Genomic DNA, 25,062 nt, shown 5'->3' with positions numbered 1-25,062 from the left:
GCGGGAGCGCAATGGGCGAACACGCCACGAGTGCGGCGCAATCGATCATCAAGATCGCGCCATATCCAAAGGGAGCCAGCTCATGGCCTTTCGCCTCTACGCTGCATTTGCGCTTCTCTGCGGCCTTGCCGCTGGCGTTGCAGCGTCATCCGCGGAGGACCGCGAGATTGTCCTGGCCACGACGACGGCGACGCAGGAATCAGGCCTGCTCGACTATCTGCTGCCGATCTTCCGCGACAAGACCGGCATCGAGGTGACGGTGATTGCACGGCGCGCCGACGAGGTGCTCGACGGAGCGCGAAGGGGTGAGGTCGATGTCGTGCTGATGCATGCGCGTCCGCAGGAGGAGAAATTCGTCGCCGACGGCTTCGGCGCCAAACGCTTCGACGTGATGTACAATGACTATGTGCTGATCGGGCCCAGAAGCGATCCCGCCGGCGTGAAGGGCAAGGACATCGCGACCGCGCTGAAGGCGATCGAGGCCAAGGGCGCCCCGTTCGTGACGCGCGGCGATCGCTCCGGCGCCCATGCGGCGGAGCTTGCGCTCTGGATCGTCGCCGGCATCGACATCGCCAGCGCCAAGGGCGCCTGGTATCGCGAGGCCGGGAAGGGCATGGCCGCGGCCCTCGACGCCGCGCGCGCGGCGAAAGCGTATGTGCTGTCCGATCGCGGCAGCTGGATCTCCTTCAAGGAGCGCGGCGATCTCGACATCGTCGTCGAAGGCGACAAGCGGCTGCTCAACCAATACGGCGTGATGCTGGTGAATCCGGAGAAGTTTCCGAACGTGAAGGAGGAACTCGCGCAGGCCTTTATCGACTGGTTGATCTCGCCGGAGGGGCAGGCGGTGATCGCCGCCTACAAGGTCGATGGGCAGCAGCTGTTCTTTCCCAATGCGGATAAATCGGGCGGCTGATGTCCGCATCGGGAGCGGTTGCCAAACTGCACGATGCGTGGTCCATCATGGCGCATGACCCAGCGCCTGCCGCCATCGCTCACATCGCTCGACACCGCGCTCGCGGCGTTGCTGCGCGGCGTTGATCCGGTCGCGCCGGTCGAGCTGCCGCTCGCAGAGGCAGCGGGTTGCATCGCAGCGGGCACGCCGCTGCTCGCGGCCTATCCGTCACGTGACATCGCGGCCGCGGATGGCTGGGCGTTGCGCGCCAACGATCTCGTCGGTGCGTCTTCGTACTCGCCGCTGCCTCTGGCGAACCTTCCGGTGTGGGTCGATGCCGGTGACGCGATGCCGGAGCAATGCGATTGCGTGCTCGATGCCGATGCGGTCGACATCTCGGGGCCGCTTGCGCAGGTGTTGGCGGAGGGGCTGCCGGGGCAGGGCGTCAGGCGCGCCGGAAGCAACATCGCCGAACGCACGCCGGTCGTTGCAGAGGGATGTGCGATTGGCGCGGCCGCTCTGCTGCTCGCGCGGATCGCCCGGGTGGATAGCTTGAGCGTTCGCCGGCCGCGGCTGCGCATCGTCAATCTGCCGGGTGCAAAAGTAACCGCGCATATGGTCGCGGACATCGCGCGTGCCGCCGGGCTGGATGTGAGCATTCACGTAGCCTCCGCGCGCGATGTGGCATCGATTGCGACGGCGCTGGACGCCTCCGCCTGCGATCTCGTGCTGACGATCGGTGGCAGCGGCGTCGGGCGCCAGGATGCCGCCGTGACGGCGCTGGCTCGGCGCGGCGAGGTGATCGCCCATGGCCTTGCGCTCCAGCCCGGGCGCACCGCCGCTGTTGGGCGGCTCGGAAAAGTTCCCGTCGTCGTCTTGCCCGGCTCGCCGGATCATGCGCTCGCTGCATGGCTCGCGCTTGCCCTTCCGCTGATCGATCGATTGTCGGCACGGCGGCCGCGCCTGTCGCTGACCTTGCCGCTCGCGCGCAAGATTGCATCGGGCGTGGGCATCGCCGAAATCACGTTGTTGGCGCAAGAGCAGGGCGCGTGGCTGCCGCTTGCGGTCGGCGAATGGCCGTTACAGGCAATTGCCCGTGCGGATGCATGGCTGCTTATTCCCGGCAGCAGCGAGGGATTTGGTGCGGGCACGCCGGTTGATGCCTATCTGATGCGGGAATGAATTGGGTTCCGAGATGTCCATGACTCCGCAGCTGCAACTCGAGCAAGAGCAATTCCTCAAGATCCTGTCGCGTGAGGATGCGTTGGTGCGCTTCGAGGCTGCGCTGTTCCCGCGGGCGCTGCCGCGCGAAACGCGCAAGCTTGCCGACGCGCTCGGCGCCGCGCTCGCCGAAGATATCACTGCGCCGGTGGACGTTCCGCCCTTCGACCGTTCCAATGTCGATGGGTTTGCCGTGCGCTCGGCGGACCTCGCCGCGGCCGGCGAAGGCGCGCCTGTTCGCCTCGCGCTGAACGGAGAGACCGTCCACTGCGGCATCGCGCCGGCGCTGCATGTGGCGGCGGGAACCGCGACGCCGATCGCCACCGGCGGTCCGCTGCCGCGCGGCGCCGACGCCGTCGTGATGGTGGAGCACACCCAGCCGGCCGGATCGGACGCGATCGACGTCTGTCGCGCGGCCTCGCCGGGGCAATTCGTATCCTACGCAGGGTCCGACATCGCGCGCGGCGAGGCGCTGCTGCGCGCCGGCACGGTCATCGGCTCGCGCGAAATCGGCATGCTGGCGGCCTGCGGTCTCGCCGAGGTGACGGTCGCACGCAAGCCGCGGGTCGCCGTGATCTCCACGGGCGACGAACTGGTTCAGCCTGGTCAACCGCTTCCGCCTGCCGCGATCTACGACACCAATGGCGCAATCGTCGCTGCTGCGATCGACGAGAACGGAGGCGAGGCGATCTTCCTGGGCGCCATTCCCGACGATGAAGCGAAGCTCGAATCCGCGATGCGCGAAGCGCTGACCGACGCCGACATGCTGGTGCTCTCGGGCGGCACATCGAAGGGCGCAGGTGATCTGTCCCACCGCATCATCGGCCGGCTCGGCAAGCCCGGTATCATCGCCCATGGCGTTGCGCTCAAGCCCGGCAAGCCGCTGTGCCTCGCGGTGTGCGACAGCAAGCCGGTGGTGATCCTGCCGGGCTTCCCGACCTCGGCGATGTTCACCTTCCATGACATGATCGTGCCGGTGCTGCGCAAGATGGCCGGACTGCCGTCGCGCTCTGACGCCAAGGTGAGCGCGACCGTGCCGGTGCGCATTGCCTCCGAACTTGGCCGCACCGAGTTCGTCATGGTTTCGCTGGTCGACGGCAAGGACGGACTGATCGCCTATCCCTCCGGCAAGGGCTCCGGTGCAATCACCTCGTTCGCGCAGGCCGACGGCTTTCTGCGGATCGATGCGCTTGCCGACCAGATGCCGGCCGGGACCGCGGCTGAGGTCACGCTGTTCACGCCGCATGTGCGCGTGCCCGATCTTGTCATCGTCGGCAGCCACTGCACCGGGCTCGATCTCATCACCGCGCCGCTTGCGCATGCCGGTCTGACCGTGCGCTCGATCGCGGTGGGCAGCCTTGGCGGGCTTGCGGCGGCACGGCGCGGCGAATGCGATCTGGCGCCGATCCATCTGTTCGACGATAGGAGCGAAACCTACAACACGCCTTTTCTCGTCGAAGGACTCGAACTCGTCCCCGGCTGGCGGCGGATGCAGGGCATCGTGTTTCGCAAAGGCGACGAGCGTTTCGAAGGACTCTCCGCGAAGCAGGCAGTCGCAAAAGCGCTCATTGACCCCACCTGCATCATGGTCAACCGCAATCAGGGCGCCGGCACGCGTATTCTGATCGACCGCCTGCTCGGCGGCGCGCGCCCGGAAGGTTACTGGAACCAGCCGCGCTCGCACAATGCCGTGGCCGCAGCCGTCACGCAGCACCGCGCGGACTGGGGCATGAGCATTGCGCCGGTCGCCGATGCTTCAGGCCTCGGCTTCATTCCGCTTGCTGAAGAGCATTATGATTTTGCACTGGTCAGCGCGCGCAAGAAGCGTCCGGCGGTGCAGGCCTTCCTCGACGCACTCGGCTCAGGAGAGTCTCGCGCGGCGCTGGAGCGAGCCGGATTCCGGCCGGCCTAGACGAACGAAGCGGCGGTTCAACCCGGGCGCGCCTCGTCCAGTGCCGCCAGCCGCTCGGCTTCGGCAATATCCTCGACCGTGTTGGCATTGAAGAACGGGTCGAGCGGCTCGCTAGGCCACGTCACCGTCGCGAGCGGAAAGCGCGTAGTCCAGCGGTCGATCTTGCGGAGGTCCTCGACGACCAGCGCGTGCCGCAATTGATCGCGCAAGTCGACGCGCCACAGGCCGATCACCGGATGCGACTGATCGCCTGATGCGGCGACCGCGAGCTGCGCGTTCTCCCGCTCCCGCGCCTCATGCAGGCGCGCGACGAGATCGCGCGGCAGGAACGGGCAGTCGCCGGCGGCGCTGAGCACCCACTCCACCTCCGTCCGGTTCGCCGCGGTCCACTCGAGCGCGGCGAGGATGCCGGCGAGCGGGCCCGGAAAATCGGGGACATTGTCGGGAACGACGGTCAATCCGAACGCGGCAAAGCGTGCCGGATCGCCATTGGCATTGAGGATCAGCCCATCGCATTGCGGCGTCAGGCGCGCGATCACGCGGTCTAGAATGGTGCGGCCACCGATGGTGCGCATCGGTTTGTCGCCGCCCCCCATGCGCCGCGCCAGACCGCCCGCGAGCAGCACGCCTTGCGTGGCTGGCATCCTAGTCGTCACTACCTTCGCCTTTGCGCTTGTGCTTCGCCGACTCTTCCTCGACATAGGCAAGGTTCTGGTCGTAGACGATGCGCTCTTCTCCCGACAGCACGATGAACCGTTTGCCGCGCGTACGTCCGACCAGCGTCAGCCCGACCTGCCTGGCGAGATCGACGCCCCAGGCGGTGAAGCCGGAACGCGACACCAGGATCGGAATTCCCATCCGCACCGTCTTGATCACCATCTCCGAGGTCAGCCGTCCCGTGGTGTAGAGAATTTTGTCGGATGGATCGACGCCGTGGCGGTACATCCAGCCCGCGATCTTGTCGACGGCGTTGTGACGGCCGACATCCTCGGTGTAGCACAGAGGCGTTCCTTCCTTGCACAGCACGCAGCCGTGGATTGCGCCGGCTTCGAGATAGAGCGAGGGCATGGTGTTGATGGTCTGCGTCATCTGGTACAGCCAGGAGGTGCGCAGCTCGGCCTTCGGTAGGGCGACGCTCTCGACGGCTTCGAGCAGGTCACCGAAGGCGGTGCCCTGCGCGCAGCCCGAGGTCTGCGTGCGCTTCTTCAGCTTGGCTTCGAAATTGGTGTGATGTTCGGTGCGCACCACCACGACCTGGAGGTCGTCGTCGTATTCGACCTCGCTGACCGCGTCATTGTATTTCAGCATGTTCTGGTTGAGCAGGTAGCCCAGCGCCAGATACTCCGGATAGTCGCCGATCGTCATCATGGTGACGATCTCCTGTGCATTCAGGTAAAGCGTCAGCGGACGCTCCATCGGCACCTTGATCTCGACCTTGGCGCCGGCCTGGTCGGTCCCGGTCACGCTCCGGGTGAGGCGCGGGTCGTCCGTATCAGGAACGATCAGGGGGACGGGGGCTTTGTCGATTTTCATCATGGCCGCGAGGTTAGCATGACATTCGGCTCAAGCCGATATAAGCATGCTGGCGGAAAGTGAAATCCTCCCCTCGTCATTGCGAGCGCAGCGAAGCAATCCAGAAATGCGTCCGCGGAGATACTCTGGATTGCTTCGCTGCGCTCGCAATGACGGGGAGGAGACAGCGGTTCCATTGGAGACGAAGTCGCTCGCGGAGACGGACCTGGAATGAAAGTCATCGGCCTTGCAGGCTGGAGCGGTGCGGGCAAGACCACGTTGTTGACGCGGCTGATCCCGCATTTCAACGCGCAGGGCCTGCGCGTCTCCGTCATCAAGCATGCGCATCACCAGTTCGACGTCGACGTGCCCGGCAAGGATTCCTGGCGCCATCGCGAGGCGGGCGCGGCCGAGGTGCTGGTGTCCTCGGCGAACCGCTGGGCCTTGATGCACGAATTGCGCGGGGCTGCGGAGCCGCGCCTGCCCGAGTTGTTGGACAAGCTGTCAGCGGTCGATCTCGTCGTGGTTGAAGGCTTCAAGCGCGAGCCACATCGCAAGATCGAGGTGCATCGCGCAGGGAATGACAAGCCGCTGCTGTTCCCCAGCGATCCCGGAATTGCCGGAATCGCGACCGACATCGCGGTTGAAACCCGGCTGCCGACCGTCCATCTCGATGATATCCCGGCTGCTGCGGCATTGCTGCTGCGCGCGGCGATGCCGGTCGAGGAAGTGGCCGCTAGAAGCGCGGCGATGCGCTGACGAGGCAACATGGCGCAACTGTCCGACGATTGCTTTGCCTTCGGTGGACCGATGATGTCGGTCGACGAGGCCGTTGGCCTGATCACGACGCGCGTCAACGCCATTGCCGATCTTGAGACGGTAATGCTCGCCGATGCCGACGGGCGCGTGCTGGCGCGTGATATCGCAGCGCCCCTGCCGCTGCCGCCTTTCACCAACTCCGCCGTCGACGGTTATGCCGTGCGCAATGCGGACCTTCCGCAAGCAGAGGGACGGGCGCTTCCGCTCGACGGTCGTATCCAGGCTGGCGGCCCCGCAAACGTCGCGGTCAAGCCCGGCCACACCGCGCGCATTTTCACCGGCGCCCCGATGCCGCCGGGCGCCGGGACCGTCTTCATGCAGGAGGATGTCCGCATTGACGAGGCCGGCAAGATCGTGCTGCCGCCCGGGCTGAAGCCTGGTGCGAACGTCCGCCCCGCGGGCGAGGACATTCCCGAAGGGCATATTGCGCTGCGTGCCGGCCAACGGCTGCGGCCGCAACATGTCGCGCTTGCCGCCGCGTTCGGCCTGACCCGGCTTGACGCCGTCAGGCGCATCCGGGTCGCGGTGTTCTCGACCGGCGACGAGTTGGCCTCGCCCGGCGCGCCGCGCAGCGCCTCGCAGCTGTTCGACTCCAACCGCTTCATGCTGATGGCGATGCTGCGCCGGCTCGGCTGCGAGGTCAGCGACCTCGGCATTCTGCGCGACGACCGCAGCTTGCTTGCGGACGGCCTGAAGCGGGTCGCCGGCACACATGATCTGATCCTCACCACCGGCGGCGTCTCGACCGGCGAGGAGGATCACGTCAAGGCGGCGGTCGAGAGTGTCGGCTCGCTGGTGCTGTGGCGGATGGCGATCAAGCCCGGCCGGCCGGTGGCGATGGGCATCATCGGCGGCACGCCGCTGATAGGATTGCCCGGCAATCCCGTCGCGAGTTTTGTCACGTTTGTCCATGTGGTGCGGCCGACCGTGCTGGCGCTGGCCGGCAGCCTGCCTGAGCCGCTCACGCCGATCCCGCTGCGCGCGGCCTTCACCTACAAGAAGAAGGAAGGCCGGCGCGAATATGTTCGCGCTTCCTTGCGGCGCGGCGACGACGGCGCGTTGGAGGCCGTCAAGTTCCCGCGCGAAGGTGCCGGGCTGCTGTCCTCGCTGGTCGAGACCGACGGTCTCATTGAGCTCGGTGAGGACATCACCCGTGTAGAGCCGGGGCAGAATGTGGGTTTCCTGGCCTATGCCGGTCTGATCTGAGCGGTCGCGTTGACGCCATCGACTGAGCTCGCCATGTTGCGCCCATGACCAGAACCACACTTGATCTCACGGGGCTGAAATGCCCGTTGCCCGCCTTGAAGACGCGTAAAGCTTTAAAGCCGTTGCAGCCGGGCGATCAGCTCGAAGTGCACTGTACCGATCCCCTGTCGGTGATTGACATTCCAAACCTGATCCGCGAGACCGGCGACAAGGTGGAGGTCACCGAGCGCAACGACGCGCGCATCGTATTCCTGATAGAGAAATCCGATGGCTCGATAGGAAATATCAATGGTGCGCCGCCCATTTAACGACCGGTCATGCGGTTGATACCTACCTTTTGTCTATCGACATAGATCAGTAGTTCTACCCCAATTGACTATCTCCGTCGAGACGCGGAGGTTAAGTTGTGGCTGCGACGCACGGAGCAAACGGGCCATAGAAACAGGCCTGAACGCCGCGTCGGGCATAGACTCTGAGTTAACGTCTCAAGCGCGCGCGATGATCCTGGCGCGCGTTCAACAATCGTGCGGGGCAGCGGGGACGTAGGCTGGCACTGCAAAGGGCTGAGGATCAGGATCCTGGTGGCAGGCCGCTCAGAAGGGCGGCTTTAGGGGAGGAATGCATGGCTACAATTGAAGGCGCTGGGACACTTTCGGGCGCTGGCGCAGGAATTCTTGATCGCGAGCACACGGTCGCCAAGGCCGGCTTCAATCGCTGGCTGGTGCCACCGGCGGCACTCTGCATTCATCTCTGCATCGGCATGGCCTATGGCTTCTCGGTGTTCTGGCTGCCGCTGTCGCGCGCGATCGGCATCACGCAGAGCAAAGCGTGCCCGGACATGTCGCTGTGGCAGGAGTTGTTCACCACGACCTGCGACTGGAAGGTCGCCAGCCTGGGCTGGATGTACACGCTGTTTTTCGTCCTGCTCGGCGTCTCCGCCGCGATCTGGGGCGGCTGGCTCGAACGCGCCGGTCCGCGCAAGGCGGGCGCCGTCGCCGCCTGCTGCTGGGGCGGTGGTCTTCTGATCGGTGCTTTCGGTGTCTACGTCCACCAACTCTGGATCATGTGGCTCGGCGCTGGCGTGATCGGTGGCGTGGGACTTGGACTCGGCTACATCTCCCCGGTGTCGACCTTGATCAAATGGTTTCCGGATCGCCGCGGCATGGCGACTGGCATGGCCATCATGGGATTTGGCGGCGGTGCCATGATTGGGGCGCCTCTGGCCAATCTCTTGATCAACTACTTCAAGACGCCCGCCTCGGTCGGCGTATGGCAGACCTTCGTCACGATGGGGGTGATCTACTTCGTCTTCATGATGATCGGCGCCTTCGCCTATCGCGTGACTCCGGCCGGCTGGCAGCCCGAAGGCTGGACCCCGCCGAGTGAGAAGAAGTCGATGATCACCGAGCACCATGTGCACCTCAAGAACGCGCACAAGACGCCGCAGTTCTGGCTGATCTGGTGGGTGCTCTGCTTGAACGTTTCGGCGGGTATCGGCGTGATCGGCATGGCCTCGCCCATGCTCCAGGAGATCTTCGCGGGCAAGTTGATCGGGCATCCGGAGCTGACCTTCGGCCAGCTTTCGGTTGAACAGAAGGCAACGATCGCTGCGATAGCTGCGGGCTTTGCCGGTCTGCTGTCATTGTTCAACATCGGCGGCCGGTTCTTCTGGGCGTCGATGTCGGACCTCATGGGTCGCAAGAACACCTACTACACGTTCTTCATCCTCGGCATCGCGCTCTATGCGCTGGCGCCGACCTTCGCGGCGATGGGCTCGAAACTGCTGTTCGTACTCGGCTTCGGCATCATCCTGTCGATGTATGGCGGCGGCTTCGCGACCGTGCCGGCCTATCTCGCCGACATGTTCGGCACGCAGTTCGTCGGCGCCATTCACGGCCGGCTGCTGACGGCGTGGTCGACTGCAGGCATCATTGGCCCGGTCGTGGTGAACTACATCCGCGAGTTCCAGCTCGCGGCGGGCGTTCCGCGCGACCAGCTCTACAACACCACCATGTATATCCTGTGCGCCATGCTGATCGCGGGCCTGATCTGCAACTATTTGATCAAGCCGGTCGATCCGAAGTGGAACATGAGCAACGAGGAAGTCGCCAGACTCCAGGCGGCCAGCGCCAAGACCGAAGCCGGCGTCCAGCATGGTTCGTTTGGCATCGGCACGGGTGGCCTCGACGTCAAGGCTGCGCTGTTCTGGGCATTTGTTGGTGTTCCACTGGCTTGGGGTGTGTGGAAGACCCTGGAGAGCGCGGTCAAGATTCTCTGATTGCAACATCACCGCCGTGGCGCGCGTTCCGTGCGCCGCGGTCGCCTTACCGCAACAAGGAATAGCTGGGGGACTCCAATGGTTCGTAATTTTGTCTGCCTTGCCGCAATACTGCTCGTGGCCGGCTCGCTCCACGCCGCATCCGCGCAGACCGCAACGGCGCCTGCGGCACCCGCCGCAACGACCGACGCCAAGCCGCCGGGCAAGATCAAGCTCACCATGCAAAAGCTCAAGGACATGAAGGCCAAGTGGGCAGCCAACAAGCCCAAGCTCAAGGCCTGTCGCGCCGACGTGAAATCCAAAGGCCTCGCAGGCGACGACCGCTGGTTCTATATCGAAGAGTGCATGAACAAGACGTGAGACTGCGCGACAATCGAATCGGTGAGGGGGCATGGAGCTGGCGGCTGCATGCCCCCTTAAACGCTTATTGGAACGCATGAATTCTCTTGGCATCTGGTATGCCAGGAGGTAGACTTAGACTGTTCTAAAGAGATTTACGAGACGCATCGATGAGCCATGACGTGCACGAGGTTCGCTCGTTCGAACATCCGGGCGAGGGACGGAAGCGAGCCAAGGCCACGCCCAAGGGGCGTCAGGTCGACCCAACGGCCGCGCACGAGATCGAGCAATTGCTCGGCGACAGGCCGCGGCGGCGCGATCTGCTGATCGAATATCTCCACCTGATCCAGGACAAGTATCGGCAGATTTCGGCCGCGCATCTCGCGGCACTGGCCGACGAAATGAAGCTCGCCTTCGCCGAGGTGTTTGAGACCGCGACGTTCTATGCGCATTTCGACGTGGTGAAGGAAGGCGAGGCGGATATCGCGCCGCTGACGATCCGCGTTTGCGATTCGCTCACCTGCGCGATACTCGGTGGAGAGAAGCTGCTCGAAGATCTGCAAAGCGCTTCCGGCCCCGGCATTCGCGTGGTGCGCGCACCCTGCGTTGGGCGCTGCGACAGCGCGCCTGCTGCGGAGGTGGGACACAACTTCGTCGACCACGCGACTGCGGGCACCGTGCTCGCGGCGGCGAAGGCCGGCGATACCCACGCGCATCTGCCGAAATATGTCGACTACGACGCTTATGTTGCGGGCGGCGGCTACAAGCTGCTCAATCGTCTGCGCTCGGGCGAGCTGCCGACGGACGATCTGCTGAAGGCGCTCGACGATGCCTCGCTGCGCGGCCTCGGCGGCGCCGGCTTCCCGACCGGACGCAAATGGCGCGCGGTGTTAGGGGAGCCCGGCCCGCGGCTGATGGCGATCAACGGCGACGAGGGCGAGCCCGGCACGTTCAAGGACCGCGTCTATCTCGAAACCGACCCGCATCGCTTCATCGAGGGCATGCTGATCGGCGCGCATGTGGTGCAGGCGTCCGACGTCTACATTTACATTCGCGACGAGTATCCGGCGGCGCGCGCCATCCTCGAACGCGAAATCGCAAAACTGCCTGCGGGCGTGCCGATCCTGCACATGCGCCGCGGTGCCGGCGCCTACATCTGCGGCGAGGAATCCTCGCTGCTTGAGAGCATCGAGGGCAAGCGCGGCCTGCCGCGGCACAAGCCGCCTTATCCGTTCCAGGTCGGCCTGTTCGGCCTGCCGACGCTGATCAACAACATCGAGACGCTGTGGTGGGTGCGCGACATCGTCGAGAAGGGCGCCGACTGGTGGAAAGGCCACGGCCGCCACGAGCGGCACGGCCTGCGCAGCTTCTCCGTCTCGGGCCGCGTCAAAAATCCCGGCATGAAGCTCGCGCCGGCCGGCATCACCGTGCGGGAGCTGATCGAGGAATATTGCGGCGGCATGGCCGACGGCCATCAGTTCTACGCCTACTTACCGGGCGGCGCGTCCGGCGGCATCTTGCCGGCATCGATGGACGATATCCCGCTCGATTTCGGCACGCTGGAAAAATACGGCTGCTTCATCGGCTCGGCCGCGATCGTGATCCTGTCGCAGCAGGACAGCGTAAAGGCGGCGGCGTTGAACCTGATGAAGTTCTTCGAGGACGAGAGCTGCGGCCAGTGCACACCGTGCCGCGTCGGAACCGAGAAGGCGGCGCTCTTGATGCAGCAGCCGGTCTGGAACCGCGCACTTCTGGAAGAATTGAGCCAGGCGATGCGCGATGCCTCGATCTGCGGGCTCGGACAGGCGGCGTCGAACCCGCTCTCATCTGTGATCAAATATTTCCCTGACGAGTTCAAGGAAGCGGCCGAATGACCAAAATTACGTTCGAGCTCGATGGCAAGCAGGTCGAGGCCAGCGCCGGCGAGACCATCTGGCAGGTGGCCAAGCGCCAGGGCCGCGAGATTCCGCACCTGTGCTATTCACCGGAGCCGGATTACCGTCCCGACGGCAATTGCCGCGCCTGCATGGTCGAGATCGAGGGCGAGCGCGTGCTGGCGGCTTCCTGCAAGCGCACGCCGTCGGTCGGCATGAAGGTGAAGACCGAAAGCCACCGCGCGGTCGCTGCGCAAAAAATGGTGATGGAGCTGCTCGTCGCCGACCAGCCAGCGCGTGCGACCTCGCACGATCCGGAATCTAAATTCTGGCATTGGGCCGAGACCACCGGCGTCACCGAGAGCCGCTTCCCCGCCGCCGAGCGCTGGAGCACCGATGCCAGCCATCCGGCGATGCGCGTCAATCTCGATGCCTGCATCCAGTGTGGCCTGTGCGTGCGCGCCTGCCGCGAGGTCCAGGTCAACGACGTCATCGGCATGGCCTATCGCAATCACGAGTCGAAGATTGTGTTCGATTTCGACGATCCCATGGGCGAGTCCACCTGCGTCGCCTGCGGCGAATGCGTGCAGGCTTGCCCGACGGGCGCGCTGATGCCGGCCGTGATGCTCGACGACAAGCAGACCCGCGTCACCTATGCCGACAAGAAGGTCGACTCGCTCTGCCCGTTCTGCGGCGTCGGCTGCCAGGTGACCTATCAGGTCAAGGACGAGAAGGTGATCTATGCGGAGGGCCGCGACGGCCCCGCCAATCACAACCGTCTCTGCGTCAAGGGCCGCTTCGGCTTCGACTACATCCACCACCCGCATCGGCTGACCAAGCCGCTGGTGCGGCTGCCGAACGCGAAGAAGGATGCCAACGACCAGGTCGATCCGGCCAATCCCTTCACGCATTTCCGTGAGGCGAGCTGGGAGGAGGCGCTCGACATCGCCGCCAAGGGCCTGGTCAAGATTCGTGACGAAAAGGGCGTGAAGGCGCTCGCCGGTTTCGGCTCGGCCAAGGGCTCGAACGAAGAGGCCTATCTGTTCCAGAAGCTGGTGCGCACCGGCTTCGGCTCCAACAATGTCGATCACTGCACCCGCCTGTGCCACGCCTCGTCGGTTGCGGCGCTGTTCGAAGGCCTGAGCTCGGGCGCTGTTTCGGCTCCGTTCTCCGCCGCGATGGACGCCGAGGTGATCTGGGTGATCGGCGCCAATCCGACCGTGAACCACCCGGTGGCGGCAACCTATATCAAGAACGCCGCCAAGAATGGCGCAAAGCTCTTCGTCATGGATCCGCGCCGGCAGAGCCTGTCGCGACACGCGACCAAGCATCTGCAGTTCAAGCCGGGCTCCGATGTCGCCATGCTGAACGCGATGATCAACACGATCATCACCGAGGGCCTGACCGACGAGCAGTATATCGCGGGCTATACCGAGGGCTTTGACGAGCTCAAGGAGAAGATCAAGGACTTCACGCCGGAAAAGATGGAGCCGATCTGCGGCGTCCCGGCGCAAACCCTGCGCGAGGTCGCGCGAACCTACGCGCGTGCCAAATCCTCGATCATCTTCTGGGGCATGGGCATCAGCCAGCACGTCCACGGCACCGACAATGCGCGCTGCCTGATTGCGCTGGCGCTGATCACCGGTCAGGTCGGCCGTCCCGGCACGGGCTTGCATCCGCTGCGCGGCCAGAACAACGTGCAGGGCGCCTCCGATGCCGGCCTGATTCCGATGTTCTTGCCGGATTATCAGCCGGTCGGCCGCGACGACATGCGCGGCAGTTTCGAGAAGCTGTGGGGACAGGATCTCGATCCCGTCCGCGGCCTGACCGTGGTCGAGATCATGAACGCGATCCATGCCGGCGAGATCACGGGCATGTATATCGAGGGCGAGAACCCCGCGATGTCCGACCCCGACCTCCAGCATGCGCGCCAGGCGCTCGCGATGCTCGACCATCTCGTGGTGCAGGATCTTTTCGTCACTGAGACCGCGTTCCACGCTGACGTCATCCTGCCGGCCTCGGCGTTCGCGGAGAAGGACGGCTCCTTCACCAACACCGACCGCCGCGTCCAGCTCGCGCGCCAGGTGATCAAGCCGCCGGGCGATGCACGGCAGGATCTCTGGATCATCCAGGAGGTCGGCAAGCGCATGGGATTGCCGTGGGATTATGCTGGTCCAGGCGAAGTCTTCACGGAGATGGCACAGCTGATGCCGTCGCTGAAGAACATCACCTGGGAACGGCTGGTGCGCGAAGGCGCGGTCACCTATCCCGTCGACGATCCCGACAAGCCCGGCAACGAGATTATCTTCACCACCGGATTCCCGACCGCGAGCGGACGGGGCAAGATTGTGCCGGCGCACGTCATCCCGCCGGATGAAGTACCCGACGCCGAGTATCCGATGGTGCTCTCGACCGGTCGTGTGCTCGAGCACTGGCACACCGGCTCGATGACGCGCCGCGCCCAGGTGCTCGACCAGATCGAGCCGGAAGCGGTCGCCTTCATGTCGCCGAAGGACATGCGCAGGAAGAAGCTCGCACCCGGCGATTTCATCCGCCTGGAGACCCGCCGCGGCGTGGTCGAGGTCAAGGTCCGCTCCGACCGCGATGTGCCGGAGAACATGGTGTTCATGCCGTTCTGCTACGCTGAGGCGGCTGCGAATCTCTTGACCAATCCAGCGCTCGATCCGTTCGGCAAGATCCCGGAGTTCAAGTTCTGCGCGGCGAGAGCCGAGCGCGCCGAAATGCGCGACGCGGCGGAGTAGGGTTCGGCAACTTCGACGGGATGGCGCTAGTCAAATCCCCGGTGTCGTCCCGGCCTGCGCCGGGACGACGGCTGAATGTGTGACGGGCATTTGCACCCACATCGTCATTGCTTCGCTCCCCGCAGCGACGGTGCTAGATGTGACGCATGTCCAAAGCCACCCCCGCCACACGAGCACTCGCAGCCGCCGGTGTTGCCTTCACCGTCCACACCTACGACTACGATCCCGACGCCGAGAGCATTGGCCTTCAGGCTGCATCCGCGTTGGCGGAGGATCCGGCGCGCGTGTTGAAGACGCTGATGGCGCTGGTCGACGGCAAGCCGGTCTGCGTGATCGTTCCATCCGACCAGGAAGTCTCGATGAAGAAGCTCGCCGCCGTCGTGAGCGGCAAGTCGGCGCAGATGATGAAGCCGCCTGAGGCCGAACGCGTCACCGGCTTCAAGGTCGGCGGCATCAGCCCGTTCGGGCAGCGGCGAGCGGTACCCACCGTGATCGAGCAGAGCGCGATGGCGCACGATCGGGTCTACGTCAACGGCGGTCAGCGCGGACTGCAGCTGCGGCTGAAGCCGCGCGATCTATGCGACGCAATAAAAGCGATAACAGCGGATGTGGTTGCCTGACCCGTCTTGCCGCACCCGTCTTGCCGCTACTGCTTCTGCAACAACTTCAGCCGGCAGCGTAGCGCCTCGCGAATATGCGACCGTGCCAGTTGCTCGGCCCTGTCGCCATCACGCAGAGCGATGGCATCGATGATCGCCTGATGCTCGCCATGGCTGGTCGAGGGCCGGCCCGTCACCGTGAAGGTCGTGGGGCCAAGCAGCGCGATCCAGTCCTGCAACTCGCGGGAGGCGTTGTCGAGATAGCGGTTGCGCGCGGCGCGGCAGACCGCCTCGTGGAAGATACGGTTGAGCCTCGCCATCTCGACTGCGTCGGTCTCGGAGGCCTCGGTGAAGGCCTGCTCGATATCCCTGAACGCATCGATCTCGGGCGCCGAGGCATGCTCGGCGGCAAGGCGGGCGGCCGCGCCTTCCATGATCTCGCGCATCGCATAGAGCTCGAGCACCTCGGAAATGTCGAGGCTGCGCACGATCAGCCCGCGGCCGCCAGCGGGTTCGACGAAACCGCGCGCCGCAAGCCGGCCGAGAGCTTCGCGGACGGGCGTGCGGCTGACCTTGAGCCGCTGCGCGACTTCCTCCTCACGCAGGCGGTCGCCAGCGCGGTAGCTGCCAGCCTGGAGCGCTTCGCAGAGTGAGCGGAACACGGCTTCGCCCAGCGCGACGCCGGTGCCGCGCGCGATCGATCCGCCTGCCTTTGCCGGGCCTCTGGCCATGGTCCCCCGAAACGCGGGGCGCATCCTGCCCATGCAGTGATGCCGCTTGCGCACCATTGTATAGCTTTGTATACAAAGATGCGCAATGATAGTCCGACGTGCTTGGCTCGTGTTGGGCAGAATGTCTCTAACTTTGTCGCATCGGGCGTAAGGCATGAGCAGCAAATACGACGTGCTGGTGATCGGCGGCGGCAATGCGGCGTTGTGCGCTGCCATCAGTGCGCGGCGCAGCGGCGCCTCCGTTCTCGTGCTTGAAGGCGCGCCGAAATTCTATCGCGGCGGCAACACCCGCCACACCCGCAACATGCGCTGCGCCCATGACGCTGCGACCGAGATTTTGACCGGCCCCTATACCGAGGACGAGTTCTGGGAGGATCTCCTGCGCGTGACTGGCGGGCAGACCGACGAGGTGCTTGCACGCCACATGATCCGGGAGTCCAAGGACATCCTGAACTGGATCGTGGAGCAGGGCGTGCGCTGGCAGCCGTCACTCGGCGGCACGCTGAGCCTCGGCCGTACCAACTCCTTCTTTCTCGGCGGCGGCCGGGCGATGCTGAACGCGCTCTACCTCACCGCCGAGCGGCTCGGCGTCGAGGTCGAGTACGACGCCGAGGTCACCGATCTCGTCATCGAAGACGGCATGTTTCTCGCCGCCCGCCTCCAGCGGCCGATCAAGGGCGAGACCGAGCTCCGCGCGACATCGCTGGTCGCCGCGGCCGGCGGGTTCGAGGCCAACATCGAATGGCTGAAGCAATATTGGGGCGAGGCCGCCGACAATTTCCTGATCCGAGGCACGCCCTATAACCGCGGCTCGATCCTGAAGATGCTGCTCGCCAAGGGCGTGCAGGAGGTCGGCGATCCCACCCAGTGCCACGCGGTCGCGATCGACGCGCGCGCGCCGAAATTCGACGGCGGCATCATCACGCGCCACGACTCCGTCGTGTTCGGCATCGTCGTCAACAAGCACGCCCAGAGATTCTACGATGAGGGCGAGGACATCTGGCCGAAGCGCTACGCGATCTGGGGCCGGCTGGTTGCAGCCCAGCCCGACCAGATCGCCTACATCATCTTCGATTCGACCGTCGTCACTTCCTTCATGCCGACGCTGTTCCCGCCGATTGCGGGGCAGACTGTGGCTGAGTTGGCCGGCAAGCTCGAACTCGATCCGGCTGCGCTGGAACAGACCATCGCCGAATTCAACGCCGCGGTGCAGCCGGGCACGTTCGATCACACCATCCTGGACGACTGCCGCACCGAAGGCATCGTGCCGCCGAAGACGCATTGGGCACGTCGCATCGCGACGCCGCCCTATCTCGCCTATCCAGTGCGGCCCGGCATCACCTTCACCTATCTCGGCACGCGCGTGACCAAGGAGGCGCGCATGCTGATGACGGACGGCGAGCCGTCGGCGAACATGTTCGCGGCCGGCGAGATCATGGCCGGCAACGTGCTCGGCAAGGGCTATGCCGCCGGCATGGGCATGACCATCGGCAGCGTGTTCGGTAGGATCGCAGGACGGGAAGCGGCGAAACATGCACGGAACTAGGATTCTTGACGAAGCTGACCGACTTATGACGGTCTGCAATTCCTGCCGCTACTGCGAGGGCTTGTGCGCAGTATTTCCGGCGATGGAGATGCGGCGCGCCTTCTCCGACGGCGACCTCAACTATCTCGCCAACCTCTGCCATGCCTGCGGCGCCTGCTACGTCGACTGCCAGTTCTCGCCGCCGCACGAGTTCAACGTCAATGTTCCCAAGACGCTTGCGATCGCGCGTGCCGAGTCCTATGCGGCCTATGCCTGGCCGCAGGCACTGTCCGGCGCCTTTGCGCGCAATGGTCTTGTCATCAGCATCGTCGCCGCGCTCAGCATGGCTGCCTTCATTCTCGGTTTTGCCGCCATGAACGACCGCGGCGTGCTGTTCGGCGTCCACGCCGGCCCCGGCGCGTTCTACCGGCTGATGCCGCACAACGCGATGGCCGCGCTGTTCAGCGCCGCGTTCCTCTATGCGATCTTTGCGCTGGTCATGAGCGTGCGCGCGTTCTGGCGCGACATCGGCGCGCCGATCGGCGGCCGCGCGGAGGGTGGCTCGATCCTGCAGGCCATCCGGGATGCCGGCGAACTGCGCTATCTGGATGGCGGCGGCGTCGGTTGCTACAACGAGGACGACAAGCCGACTGACCGGCGCAATCTGTATCATCACCTGACCTTCTACGGTTTCCTGCTTTGCTTCGCTGCGACGTCGGTGGCCACGCTCTATCACTATGTGTGGGGACGCGAGGCGCCCTATCCTTGGTGGGACCTGCCAGTGGTGCTCGGCACGCTCGGAGGCATCGGCCTTATTGTCGGGCCGATCGGTCTGATCGCAGCGCGGATGCGACGCGATCCCGCGCTGCTGGACGAGCAGCGCTACGGCATGGATGTCGGTTTCATCGCCATGCTGTTCCTGACCGGTCTCACCGGCATGGCGCTGCTGGCTTTGCGTGAGACCGCTGCGATGGGACCGCTGCTGGCGCTGCATCTCGGTGCCGTGTTCGCACTGTTCATCACCATGCCCTACGGCAAGTTCGTGCACGGCATCTATCGCTTCGCCGCACTGGTGCGCTACGCGCAGGAGCGGAAGGCAGAGGTGTCCTGATCGGGGGGTAAGCCCGCGGGATCTGGGATCAGGCTCGCGCGGCGGCCACTTCGCGCGGCCGGCTTGCGACGAGGACGATGTCGGACCTCGCGGCGTCGACCTGAACCCGGTTGCGTCCCTTTTCCTTGGCGCGGTAGCAGGCGGCATCCGCACGCCGCATCGCCTCCTCGAGCGTGGCGTTGCCGTCGGCGAAGCAGGCAACGCCGATGCTGGCGGTCACCGTAAAGCAACGATCGTCCCAGGCGAATTGAACAGTTCGAGCGAGGTGCGCAGCCGTTCGGCGACATCGACGGCGTCGTAAGGCGAGCACTGCGGCAGGATCAGACCGAATTCGTCGCCGCCGAGCCTGGCCACGAGATCATGCGACCGCCGGTCCTGCTGCAACAATTGCGCGATCTGGCGCAGCAGGCGATCGCCTGCGAGATGGCCGCAGCTGTCGTTGACGTTCTTGAACTGGTCGAGATCGAGCAGGATCAGGCCCAGTGAGCCTTCTCTGGTATGGTCGAGCTCGCTTTGCAGGCGCGCCTCGAACGCGCGGCGGTTCGCGAGTCCGGTCAGCCAGTCATGCGAGGCCTGCCAGGCGAGGCGGTCCTTCTCGGCACGCAATGCGTCCTCGAACGCCTGCCGTTGCAGCACCAATCGTCGCGTGTGCCAGATCAGGAGCAGAATCAGCGTCAAGGCGGTGACGACGTTGACGAGCGTCAACGTCACCTTGGGAGCCCTCGCCGAGGACGGTGGAGAAGCGCTTGGCATGCCCCGTGAACTGGCTGTTCAGCTCCGAGAGCCGCGACGACAGGTATCGCAGACGGTCGCTGTCGCGAATGGGACCTTTCGTCCACTCGGAGCGGATGACTTCGCCGAAGACGCTCAGCTCCAGCAGTGGGATCGGTGGCAGCCCACTCCCGGATCGCGTCGCGGAGAAAAATCACATGGCTGAAATTGCGGAACAGCCAGATCAGGCCGGGGACGTCGTCAGGATGGTTGCCGCCTTGCAGGAAGCCGATCCGGGCGGCCTCGACGTCGACCGGATCGCGCTCGAGCGCCCACCGCGCGAATTCGTCGCCAATGGGGACGGCGAGCGAGGTCTGATAGTGCGCGAACTGGCTGGCGTCGCCGGAATGCAGATAGAGATTGAGGAAATAGACGGCATTCTTCTGCGAGCGCGACCACATCGCCTCGCCGGCGACATAGGCGCGCACCGAGGACATCACCTCCAGGCTGAAGCCGCCGACCGCCGCCTGGAGCACGACGACCATGACGAAAGGCGAGACGAGCTTGATGACATGAAGGAGACTGCGTCCCTTCGTCGACGTCGCTGTTGTGCGAAACACGTTTGCATTCCCCAAGTCGCTCAACGACCCCAGCGGAGCGTTCCGCTCATTACGCGGATTACGCGCAAAAGGTGCTTAACTCGACCTGAAAATGCGGGAAGACTGCGTTGAAAGGTGAAGGCGTTGTGAGGCGGATTCTTGCAGATCGTTGCAAATGCCGCCCAACCGGAACTGACGCGGTATCTGCGAGGCGATGCCTCGAATGCGTGGCGCGCGATTTACTCGATCGAGAGAATTCGGCTTGGGGCTAGACCAGCACGGGTTTGCGCACGCGGCCGGCGTCGCCGAAGACGCGCAGGTAACGCTCGATCTCCGAGGAAATGCCGGTCGCCTTCTCCGGATTGTCGGAGAGCTTGACGGCCGGGCGGCCGTCGACCGACGAGACCTTGCAGACGATCGAGATCGGATCGAGATTGATCGAGGCGTCAGGCGGGCAGCCGACAAAATCATTGGTGAGATTGGTGCCCCAGCCGAAGGAGAGCCGCACGCGGCCGCCGAAATGGTGATAGGTGTCCTCGATCGAGCCGACGTCCATCGCGTCGGAGAACACGAGCAGCTTCTCCTTTGGATTGCGGCCCTTCTGCTCCCACCATTTGATGATCTCCTCGCCGGCCTGGATCGGCGGCGCGCTGTCGGGACGGAAGCCGGTCCAGTCGGCGACCCATTCCGGCGCATCGCGCAGGAAGGCCTTTGTGCCGAAGGCGTCGGGCAGCGCAATCAGCAGGTTGCCGCCATAGGTCTGGCGCCACTGGTCGAGGATGCGATAGGGCGCCCAGCGCAATTCCTCGTCGTCCTTGGCCAGCGCCGCCGCGACCATCGGCAGCTCATGCGCGTTGGTGCCGATCGCTTCCAGATCGTTGTCCATCGCGAGCAGCACGTTGGAGGTGCCGATGAAGGACGGTCCCAAGCCTTCCTTGACCGCCTCCACGCACCAGCGCTGCCAGAGGAAGCCGTGGCGGCGGCGGGTGCCGAAGTCGGACAGGCGCAACGTCTCGAGCTTGCGCAGCCGCTCGACCTTGGTCCACAGCTTGGCTTTGGCGCGGGCGTAGAGCACGTCTAGCTCGAAGCGGCCGCGGCCCTTCATCGCCGCGCGCGAGCGCAATTCGTTGAGGATGGCGAGCGCCGGAATTTCCCACATCGTAGTGTGGGTCCACGGTCCGTGGAAATGCAGCTCGTACTGGCCATCGACCTTGCGCAGCTCGTATTCGGGCAGACGGAATTCCGCGAGCCAGCGGATGAAGTCCGCCGAAAACATGTGGGTCTTGCCGTAGAAGGTGTTACCGGCGAGCCAGATCAGCTCCTTCTTGGTGAAGCGGATGGTGCGGGCATGATCGAGCTGGGCGCGCAGCTCGCTCTCGTCGATGATCTCGGCAAGGCGCACATGGCGCGACCGGTTGATGACCGAGAAGGTCACCTGCTGACTCGGGTAGGTCTCCCGAATCATCTGTAACATCAATAGCTTGTAAAAATCGGTATCAAGCAGGCTGCGGATGATGGGATCCAGCCGCCAGCTGTGATTGTAGGTCCGGCTCGCAATGTCGGTCACTGTCATGGGGGAATTCTAGCGTGGCCGCCGCGGCGCAACCAGTGGGTTTAGCGGGGATCAGGTTTTCGCGGGGCCAGAGCCCGCGGGGGTCGCCGCCACGGTCTCGAGCTGGTTTCTGATCCAGCGATGGGCCGGGTCCTTTTGATAGCGCTGATGCCAGACCATGAACATCGGCAGTTCGGCCAGCGTTTGCGTACGCGAGGGCAGCGGAATGCGCACATGGGCGAAGCCGCGCATGACGCCGGAGGCCAGCAGGCTCGGCATGCTTGCGAGCATTAACGAGCCGCGCAGGAAGGGCGGCACGCCGGAAAAGCTCGGCACGAAGATGGCGATATCGCGATGGAAGCTGTTGGCCGCGAGCCGGCGGTCGAAGTCGAGCCGTTCATTGTCGGTGTAGACCACCGTGATGTGGCGCGCCGCGAGATAGGCGCTACGGCCGGTAGGCGCGGCACGTGCTTTCGGATCATAGTAACAGACGTAGTGATCTCTCAGCAGGCGCTTCTGCACGATGTCGACGCCGGACGGCGGCAGCGGCGTGATCAGCAGATCGCAGCGGCTTTCGCGCAGCATTGCGGGTGAGGGCGATTGCGAGGGGATCACGCGCAGGTTCAGGCTCTTCACCTGCGCGGCGACATGTCCGAAGAAACGCGGCAGCAGCAGGTCGCGCTGGAAATCGTTGGCTGCGACCGTGAGCGAAAGCTGGGCGCTCGCCGGCTCGAAGGTGACGCCGCCGGCAAAGCTGCGCATCTCGTCGATCAGCGCGCGGGCCTTCGCTGCGAGCGCCTGGGCGTGCGCGGTGGCGACGATGCCGCGGCCGGACTTGGCGAACAGCGGATCGCCGGCGATCCGCCGCAGCTTATTCAGGGCGTGGCTGACCGCTGACTGCGTCAGGCCGAGCCGCGTCGCAGCCGCTGTCACCGAGCCTTCCTCCAGCACGGCCAGGAACAATTCAAGCGCATGGCCGTCGAGCGCTAAATGATCGATTTCTTTCATGTAATTCATTATAATCGATCTATTTATCTTGAGAATAGCCGGGCCCATGATCTCCCGATAAACCGTGCGCCCAAACGGGGCGCCAGAGGGAGAGACAACGCCGATGAATGCCCAGGCGCCCGCCTTGCAGGATCCCCGCCTCAACCGTCCCGAGCCGTTCACGGCCCGCGATGGCGGCTTTTTTCAGCGCGACCGCTCGATCCACCCGCCGCCCCACGTGCCCGGCTACAAATCCTCGGTGCTGCGCTCGCCGCGCCAAGCCCTGTTGTCGCTAGAGAATTCGGTCTCAGAGATCACCGGACCGGTGTTCGGCCACAATGATCTCGGGCCACTCGATAACGATTTGATTCGCAACTACGCCAAGGACGGCGACCCCGTTGGCGAGCGCATCATCGTGCACGGTCGGGTGCTCGACGAGACCGGGCGGGGCGTGCCGAACACGCTGGTCGAGTTCTGGCAGGCCAATGCCGGCGGCCGCTACCGGCACAAGAAGGACACCTATCTGGCGCCGATCGATCCGAATTTCGGCGGCTGCGGCCGCGCGCTGAGCGACGACGCCGGCTACTATTATTTCCGCACCGTGAAGCCCGGCCCCTATCCTTGGCGCAACTACGTCAACAGCTGGCGTCCCGCCCATATCCACTTCTCGGTGTTCGGTTCGGGCTTCGCGCAACGCCTGATCACCCAGATGTATTTTGAGGGCGATCCCCTGATCCCGATCTGTCCGATCCTGACGACGCTTCCGGACAAGGATGCGCTTGACCGCCTCGTGGCGCCGCTCGACCTCAACGCCTCGACGCCGTTCGACTCGCTCGCCTACCGCTTCGATATCGTGCTGCGCGGCGCCCACTCCACCTATTTCGAAAGCCGCACCGAGGGGAACTGAGCCAATGCCGCAGCCGCTCAACTATCTCAAGGAAACCGCCTCGCAGACTGCCGGACCTTACGTCCACATCGGCCTGATCCCGGCCATGGCCGGCTTCAATATTTTCGAGAAGAACTTCTCCAACGTGCTGGTGACGCCAGGCACCAAGGGCGAGCGCATCATACTGGAAGGCAGGGTGCTCGACGGCAGCGGCACGCCGCTACGCGACGTGCTTCTCGAAATCTGGCAGGCCAACGCGGCCGGCCGCTACAACCATCCGGCCGACTGCTCCGCTGGCGGGGCGAACGAGGATTTTCGGGGCTGGGGCCGCGCCGGCTCGGATTTCGAGAGCGGGGTGGTGACATTCGAGACCATCAAGCCGGGCGCGATCACGGACAAAGCGGGCCGCAGATGTGCGCCGCATGTCAACGTCTGGATCGTCGCGTGCGGCATCAATATCGGGCTCAACACGCGGCTCTATTTCTCGGACGAAGAAGCGGCGAATGCCGCCGATCCCGTGCTGAACCTGATCGAGCAGCCGGTGCGGCGTGCGACGTTGATCGCCAAGCGCGGCGAGCGCGCCGACAAGGTCGTGTATTCGTTCACGGTCAATTTGCAGGGGCCGCAGGAGACGGTGTTCTTCGACGTTTGACGATCTGGGGTGTCCCGCAGGATCATTCCACCCGGTTGCCTCGATCGATCGTTCCGCGCGCGAGGAATTGCGGTGGCTGACGCATCTCGCGCGATCCCGGCCGCTCGGCGAGGTCGCGCCCCACTCTTGCTTTCAGTTCTGCCAAATCAATGAAGACGTCCGCCTGCCGGCGCAGTTCGTCGGCGACCATGGGCGGCTGGGTGGCGAGCGTGGAGACGACCGTCACGCGGACGCCGCCGCGTTGCAGGGATTCGACCAGCGAGCGAAAATCCCCATCTCCCGAGAACAGCACGATCTGATGGACGTGCGCGGCGAGCTCCATCGCGCTCACGGCGAGGTCCACATCCATGCTGCGCTTCACCTTGCGCCGACCGGTGTTGGCGTCAACGAACTCCTTGGTGAGCTTGGTGACGACGGTGTACCCGTTATAGTCGAGCCAATCGATCAGCGGACGGATTGATGAATATTCCTGATCCTCAATAACGGTCGTGTAGTAGAAGGCTCGAAGCAGCGTGCCTCGGCCCTGAAATTCGCTGAGCAGACGCCTGTAATCAAGATCGAAACCGAGTGCCTTTGAGGTGGCATAAAGATTGGCGCCATCGATGAAGAGTGCGATCTTCTCAAACGAAGACATGGTGCACAAATCTCCAGTTCCTCGTGCGAGCCTGTAGGTTCGGCCCCTGAGGCTCAGTGTGTTGGTCGGAAGACACTAAGTGCTTTGCTAAAAAAACGGCGCAGACGACCGGACAGGGGTGGCCGTCATGCGCCAGGTCAGGGAGGTTGATGCCACCGGCGCCGGGGCGCCCAATACAGCCACGCTAAGCCGTCCGCATTCCATGCTCAATTGTACGGAAGTAAACGGCGCATATCCCAAGGGTTCGTCGTTCTATACCA

Annotated in this window: 21 protein-coding genes and 1 pseudogene; 15 read left to right on the top strand and 7 right to left on the bottom strand. The window is 64.5% G+C overall.

The window, feature by feature from the left end:
- Nucleotides 1-82 precede the first annotated feature (82 nt).
- Genes IVA82_RS23740 through IVA82_RS23730 form a run of 3 tightly spaced genes read left to right on the top strand, consistent with a single transcriptional unit; the run spans nucleotide 83 to nucleotide 4,025 of the window.
- On the top strand, nucleotides 83-913 hold the full coding sequence (locus IVA82_RS23740) for a substrate-binding domain-containing protein (RefSeq protein ID WP_247388714.1): 831 nt from the start codon (nucleotides 83-85) through the stop codon (nucleotides 911-913).
- A gap of 54 nt (nucleotides 914-967) precedes the next feature.
- Nucleotides 968-2,074, top strand: coding sequence for a molybdopterin-binding protein (locus tag IVA82_RS23735; protein WP_247388713.1), 1,107 nt, complete (start codon nucleotides 968-970; stop codon nucleotides 2,072-2,074).
- 13 nt (nucleotides 2,075-2,087) lie between these two features.
- Nucleotides 2,088-4,025, top strand: a complete 1,938-nt coding sequence (locus IVA82_RS23730) for a molybdopterin biosynthesis protein (RefSeq protein ID WP_247388712.1) — start codon at nucleotides 2,088-2,090, stop codon at nucleotides 4,023-4,025.
- A gap of 17 nt (nucleotides 4,026-4,042) precedes the next feature.
- On the opposite strand, the gene mobA is transcribed toward IVA82_RS23730, so the two are convergent.
- Complete coding sequence (gene mobA / locus IVA82_RS23725; protein WP_247388711.1) at nucleotides 4,043-4,669, bottom strand: molybdenum cofactor guanylyltransferase MobA; 627 nt, start codon at nucleotides 4,667-4,669, stop codon at nucleotides 4,043-4,045.
- A gap of 1 nt (nucleotide 4,670) precedes the next feature.
- Complete coding sequence (gene fdhD / locus IVA82_RS23720) at nucleotides 4,671-5,561, bottom strand: formate dehydrogenase accessory sulfurtransferase FdhD (protein ID WP_247388710.1); 891 nt, start codon at nucleotides 5,559-5,561, stop codon at nucleotides 4,671-4,673.
- Between the two features lie 207 nt (nucleotides 5,562-5,768).
- On the opposite strand from fdhD, the gene mobB reads away from it, so the two are divergent.
- The 8 genes from mobB (at nucleotide 5,769) to ybaK (ending at nucleotide 15,435) form a co-directional block, all read left to right on the top strand.
- Nucleotides 5,769-6,296, top strand: coding sequence for a molybdopterin-guanine dinucleotide biosynthesis protein B (mobB, locus tag IVA82_RS23715; RefSeq protein ID WP_247388709.1), 528 nt, complete (start codon nucleotides 5,769-5,771; stop codon nucleotides 6,294-6,296).
- A 9-nt stretch (nucleotides 6,297-6,305) separates the two neighbouring features.
- A complete protein-coding gene (gene glp, locus IVA82_RS23710) occupies nucleotides 6,306-7,562 on the top strand; it encodes a gephyrin-like molybdotransferase Glp (protein ID WP_247388708.1) in 1,257 nt (418 codons plus the stop codon).
- A 44-nt stretch (nucleotides 7,563-7,606) separates the two neighbouring features.
- Nucleotides 7,607-7,870, top strand: a complete 264-nt coding sequence (locus tag IVA82_RS23705) for a sulfurtransferase TusA family protein (RefSeq protein WP_247388707.1) — start codon at nucleotides 7,607-7,609, stop codon at nucleotides 7,868-7,870.
- Nucleotides 7,871-8,184: 314 nt separating this feature from the next.
- A complete protein-coding gene (locus IVA82_RS23700; RefSeq protein ID WP_247388706.1) occupies nucleotides 8,185-9,840 on the top strand; it encodes an OFA family MFS transporter in 1,656 nt (551 codons plus the stop codon).
- Between the two features lie 78 nt (nucleotides 9,841-9,918).
- Entirely contained in the window at nucleotides 9,919-10,200 is a 282-nt protein-coding gene (locus tag IVA82_RS23695) for a hypothetical protein (protein ID WP_247388705.1), read from the top strand.
- A gap of 149 nt (nucleotides 10,201-10,349) precedes the next feature.
- On the top strand, nucleotides 10,350-12,053 hold the full coding sequence (locus tag IVA82_RS23690; protein ID WP_247388704.1) for an NADH-ubiquinone oxidoreductase-F iron-sulfur binding region domain-containing protein: 1,704 nt from the start codon (nucleotides 10,350-10,352) through the stop codon (nucleotides 12,051-12,053).
- Nucleotides 12,050-14,815 (top strand): formate dehydrogenase subunit alpha, encoded by a 2,766-nt coding sequence (fdhF, locus tag IVA82_RS23685; protein ID WP_247388703.1) that lies wholly within the window; start codon nucleotides 12,050-12,052, stop codon nucleotides 14,813-14,815. The genes IVA82_RS23690 and fdhF overlap by 4 nt, the downstream gene beginning before the upstream one ends.
- A gap of 146 nt (nucleotides 14,816-14,961) precedes the next feature.
- A complete protein-coding gene (gene ybaK / locus IVA82_RS23680) occupies nucleotides 14,962-15,435 on the top strand; it encodes a Cys-tRNA(Pro) deacylase (protein ID WP_247388702.1) in 474 nt (157 codons plus the stop codon).
- A gap of 26 nt (nucleotides 15,436-15,461) precedes the next feature.
- Here ybaK and IVA82_RS23675 read toward each other — a convergent pair whose 3' ends face one another.
- The gene (locus tag IVA82_RS23675; RefSeq protein WP_247388701.1) at nucleotides 15,462-16,145 is read right to left on the bottom strand and encodes a GntR family transcriptional regulator; all 684 of its coding nucleotides are present in this window, start codon (nucleotides 16,143-16,145) and stop codon (nucleotides 15,462-15,464) included.
- A gap of 154 nt (nucleotides 16,146-16,299) precedes the next feature.
- Here IVA82_RS23675 and tcuA point away from each other — a divergent pair, with 154 nt between their 5' ends.
- Nucleotides 16,300-17,691, top strand: coding sequence for an FAD-dependent tricarballylate dehydrogenase TcuA (gene tcuA / locus IVA82_RS23670; protein WP_247388700.1), 1,392 nt, complete (start codon nucleotides 16,300-16,302; stop codon nucleotides 17,689-17,691).
- Nucleotides 17,678-18,781: a tricarballylate utilization 4Fe-4S protein TcuB gene (gene tcuB, locus IVA82_RS23665; protein ID WP_247388699.1), complete on the top strand. Its 1,104-nt coding sequence runs from the start codon at nucleotides 17,678-17,680 to the stop codon at nucleotides 18,779-18,781. The genes tcuA and tcuB overlap by 14 nt, the downstream gene beginning before the upstream one ends.
- A 28-nt stretch (nucleotides 18,782-18,809) precedes the next feature.
- Here tcuB and IVA82_RS49055 read toward each other — a convergent pair.
- The 3 genes and pseudogenes from IVA82_RS49055 to IVA82_RS23645 all read right to left on the bottom strand — a co-directional run bounded on the left by IVA82_RS49055 (nucleotide 18,810) and on the right by IVA82_RS23645 (nucleotide 22,660).
- A pseudogene (locus IVA82_RS49055) lies at nucleotides 18,810-20,112 on the bottom strand (GGDEF domain-containing protein).
- A gap of 247 nt (nucleotides 20,113-20,359) precedes the next feature.
- A complete protein-coding gene (pncB, locus tag IVA82_RS23650) occupies nucleotides 20,360-21,664 on the bottom strand; it encodes a nicotinate phosphoribosyltransferase (protein ID WP_247388697.1) in 1,305 nt (434 codons plus the stop codon).
- Between the two features lie 51 nt (nucleotides 21,665-21,715).
- Nucleotides 21,716-22,660 (bottom strand): LysR family transcriptional regulator, encoded by a 945-nt coding sequence (locus IVA82_RS23645; RefSeq protein WP_247388696.1) that lies wholly within the window; start codon nucleotides 22,658-22,660, stop codon nucleotides 21,716-21,718.
- A 94-nt stretch (nucleotides 22,661-22,754) separates the two neighbouring features.
- Between IVA82_RS23645 and pcaH the strand changes: the two genes are divergently transcribed.
- Both pcaH and pcaG read left to right on the top strand, forming a co-directional pair.
- Nucleotides 22,755-23,537: a protocatechuate 3,4-dioxygenase subunit beta gene (pcaH, locus tag IVA82_RS23640; protein ID WP_247388695.1), complete on the top strand. Its 783-nt coding sequence runs from the start codon at nucleotides 22,755-22,757 to the stop codon at nucleotides 23,535-23,537.
- A gap of 4 nt (nucleotides 23,538-23,541) precedes the next feature.
- Nucleotides 23,542-24,168, top strand: a complete 627-nt coding sequence (gene pcaG / locus IVA82_RS23635) for a protocatechuate 3,4-dioxygenase subunit alpha (RefSeq protein WP_247388694.1) — start codon at nucleotides 23,542-23,544, stop codon at nucleotides 24,166-24,168.
- Between the two features lie 22 nt (nucleotides 24,169-24,190).
- Here the strand turns inward: pcaG and IVA82_RS23630 are convergent, their stop codons facing one another.
- The gene (locus tag IVA82_RS23630) at nucleotides 24,191-24,802 is read right to left on the bottom strand and encodes an NYN domain-containing protein (RefSeq protein ID WP_247388693.1); all 612 of its coding nucleotides are present in this window, start codon (nucleotides 24,800-24,802) and stop codon (nucleotides 24,191-24,193) included.
- Nucleotides 24,803-25,062 lie beyond the last annotated feature (260 nt).

This window comes from Bradyrhizobium sp. 142 (assembly GCF_023074015.1).
Lineage (GTDB): Bacteria > Pseudomonadota > Alphaproteobacteria > Rhizobiales > Xanthobacteraceae > Bradyrhizobium.
This window is presented reverse-complemented; position numbering and strand designations above follow the sequence as displayed.

What these genes read in the sequence shown, in the direction of transcription:
- IVA82_RS23740 (WP_247388714.1), top strand. Translation starts at nt 83, where the DNA reads ATGGCCTTTCGCCTCTACGCTGCATTTGCGCTTCTCTGCGGCCTTGCC.
- IVA82_RS23735 (WP_247388713.1), top strand. Translation starts at nt 968, where the DNA reads ATGACCCAGCGCCTGCCGCCATCGCTCACATCGCTCGACACCGCGCTC.
- IVA82_RS23730 (WP_247388712.1), top strand. Translation starts at nt 2,088, where the DNA reads ATGTCCATGACTCCGCAGCTGCAACTCGAGCAAGAGCAATTCCTCAAG.
- mobA (WP_247388711.1), bottom strand. Translation starts at nt 4,669, where the DNA reads ATGCCAGCCACGCAAGGCGTGCTGCTCGCGGGCGGTCTGGCGCGGCGC.
- fdhD (WP_247388710.1), bottom strand. Translation starts at nt 5,561, where the DNA reads ATGATGAAAATCGACAAAGCCCCCGTCCCCCTGATCGTTCCTGATACG.
- mobB (WP_247388709.1), top strand. Translation starts at nt 5,769, where the DNA reads ATGAAAGTCATCGGCCTTGCAGGCTGGAGCGGTGCGGGCAAGACCACG.
- glp (WP_247388708.1), top strand. Translation starts at nt 6,306, where the DNA reads ATGGCGCAACTGTCCGACGATTGCTTTGCCTTCGGTGGACCGATGATG.
- IVA82_RS23705 (WP_247388707.1), top strand. Translation starts at nt 7,607, where the DNA reads ATGACCAGAACCACACTTGATCTCACGGGGCTGAAATGCCCGTTGCCC.
- IVA82_RS23700 (WP_247388706.1), top strand. Translation starts at nt 8,185, where the DNA reads ATGGCTACAATTGAAGGCGCTGGGACACTTTCGGGCGCTGGCGCAGGA.
- IVA82_RS23695 (WP_247388705.1), top strand. Translation starts at nt 9,919, where the DNA reads ATGGTTCGTAATTTTGTCTGCCTTGCCGCAATACTGCTCGTGGCCGGC.
- IVA82_RS23690 (WP_247388704.1), top strand. Translation starts at nt 10,350, where the DNA reads ATGAGCCATGACGTGCACGAGGTTCGCTCGTTCGAACATCCGGGCGAG.
- fdhF (WP_247388703.1), top strand. Translation starts at nt 12,050, where the DNA reads ATGACCAAAATTACGTTCGAGCTCGATGGCAAGCAGGTCGAGGCCAGC.
- ybaK (WP_247388702.1), top strand. Translation starts at nt 14,962, where the DNA reads ATGTCCAAAGCCACCCCCGCCACACGAGCACTCGCAGCCGCCGGTGTT.
- IVA82_RS23675 (WP_247388701.1), bottom strand. Translation starts at nt 16,145, where the DNA reads ATGGCCAGAGGCCCGGCAAAGGCAGGCGGATCGATCGCGCGCGGCACC.
- tcuA (WP_247388700.1), top strand. Translation starts at nt 16,300, where the DNA reads ATGAGCAGCAAATACGACGTGCTGGTGATCGGCGGCGGCAATGCGGCG.
- tcuB (WP_247388699.1), top strand. Translation starts at nt 17,678, where the DNA reads ATGCACGGAACTAGGATTCTTGACGAAGCTGACCGACTTATGACGGTC.
- pncB (WP_247388697.1), bottom strand. Translation starts at nt 21,664, where the DNA reads ATGACAGTGACCGACATTGCGAGCCGGACCTACAATCACAGCTGGCGG.
- IVA82_RS23645 (WP_247388696.1), bottom strand. Translation starts at nt 22,660, where the DNA reads ATGAATTACATGAAAGAAATCGATCATTTAGCGCTCGACGGCCATGCG.
- pcaH (WP_247388695.1), top strand. Translation starts at nt 22,755, where the DNA reads ATGAATGCCCAGGCGCCCGCCTTGCAGGATCCCCGCCTCAACCGTCCC.
- pcaG (WP_247388694.1), top strand. Translation starts at nt 23,542, where the DNA reads ATGCCGCAGCCGCTCAACTATCTCAAGGAAACCGCCTCGCAGACTGCC.
- IVA82_RS23630 (WP_247388693.1), bottom strand. Translation starts at nt 24,802, where the DNA reads ATGTCTTCGTTTGAGAAGATCGCACTCTTCATCGATGGCGCCAATCTT.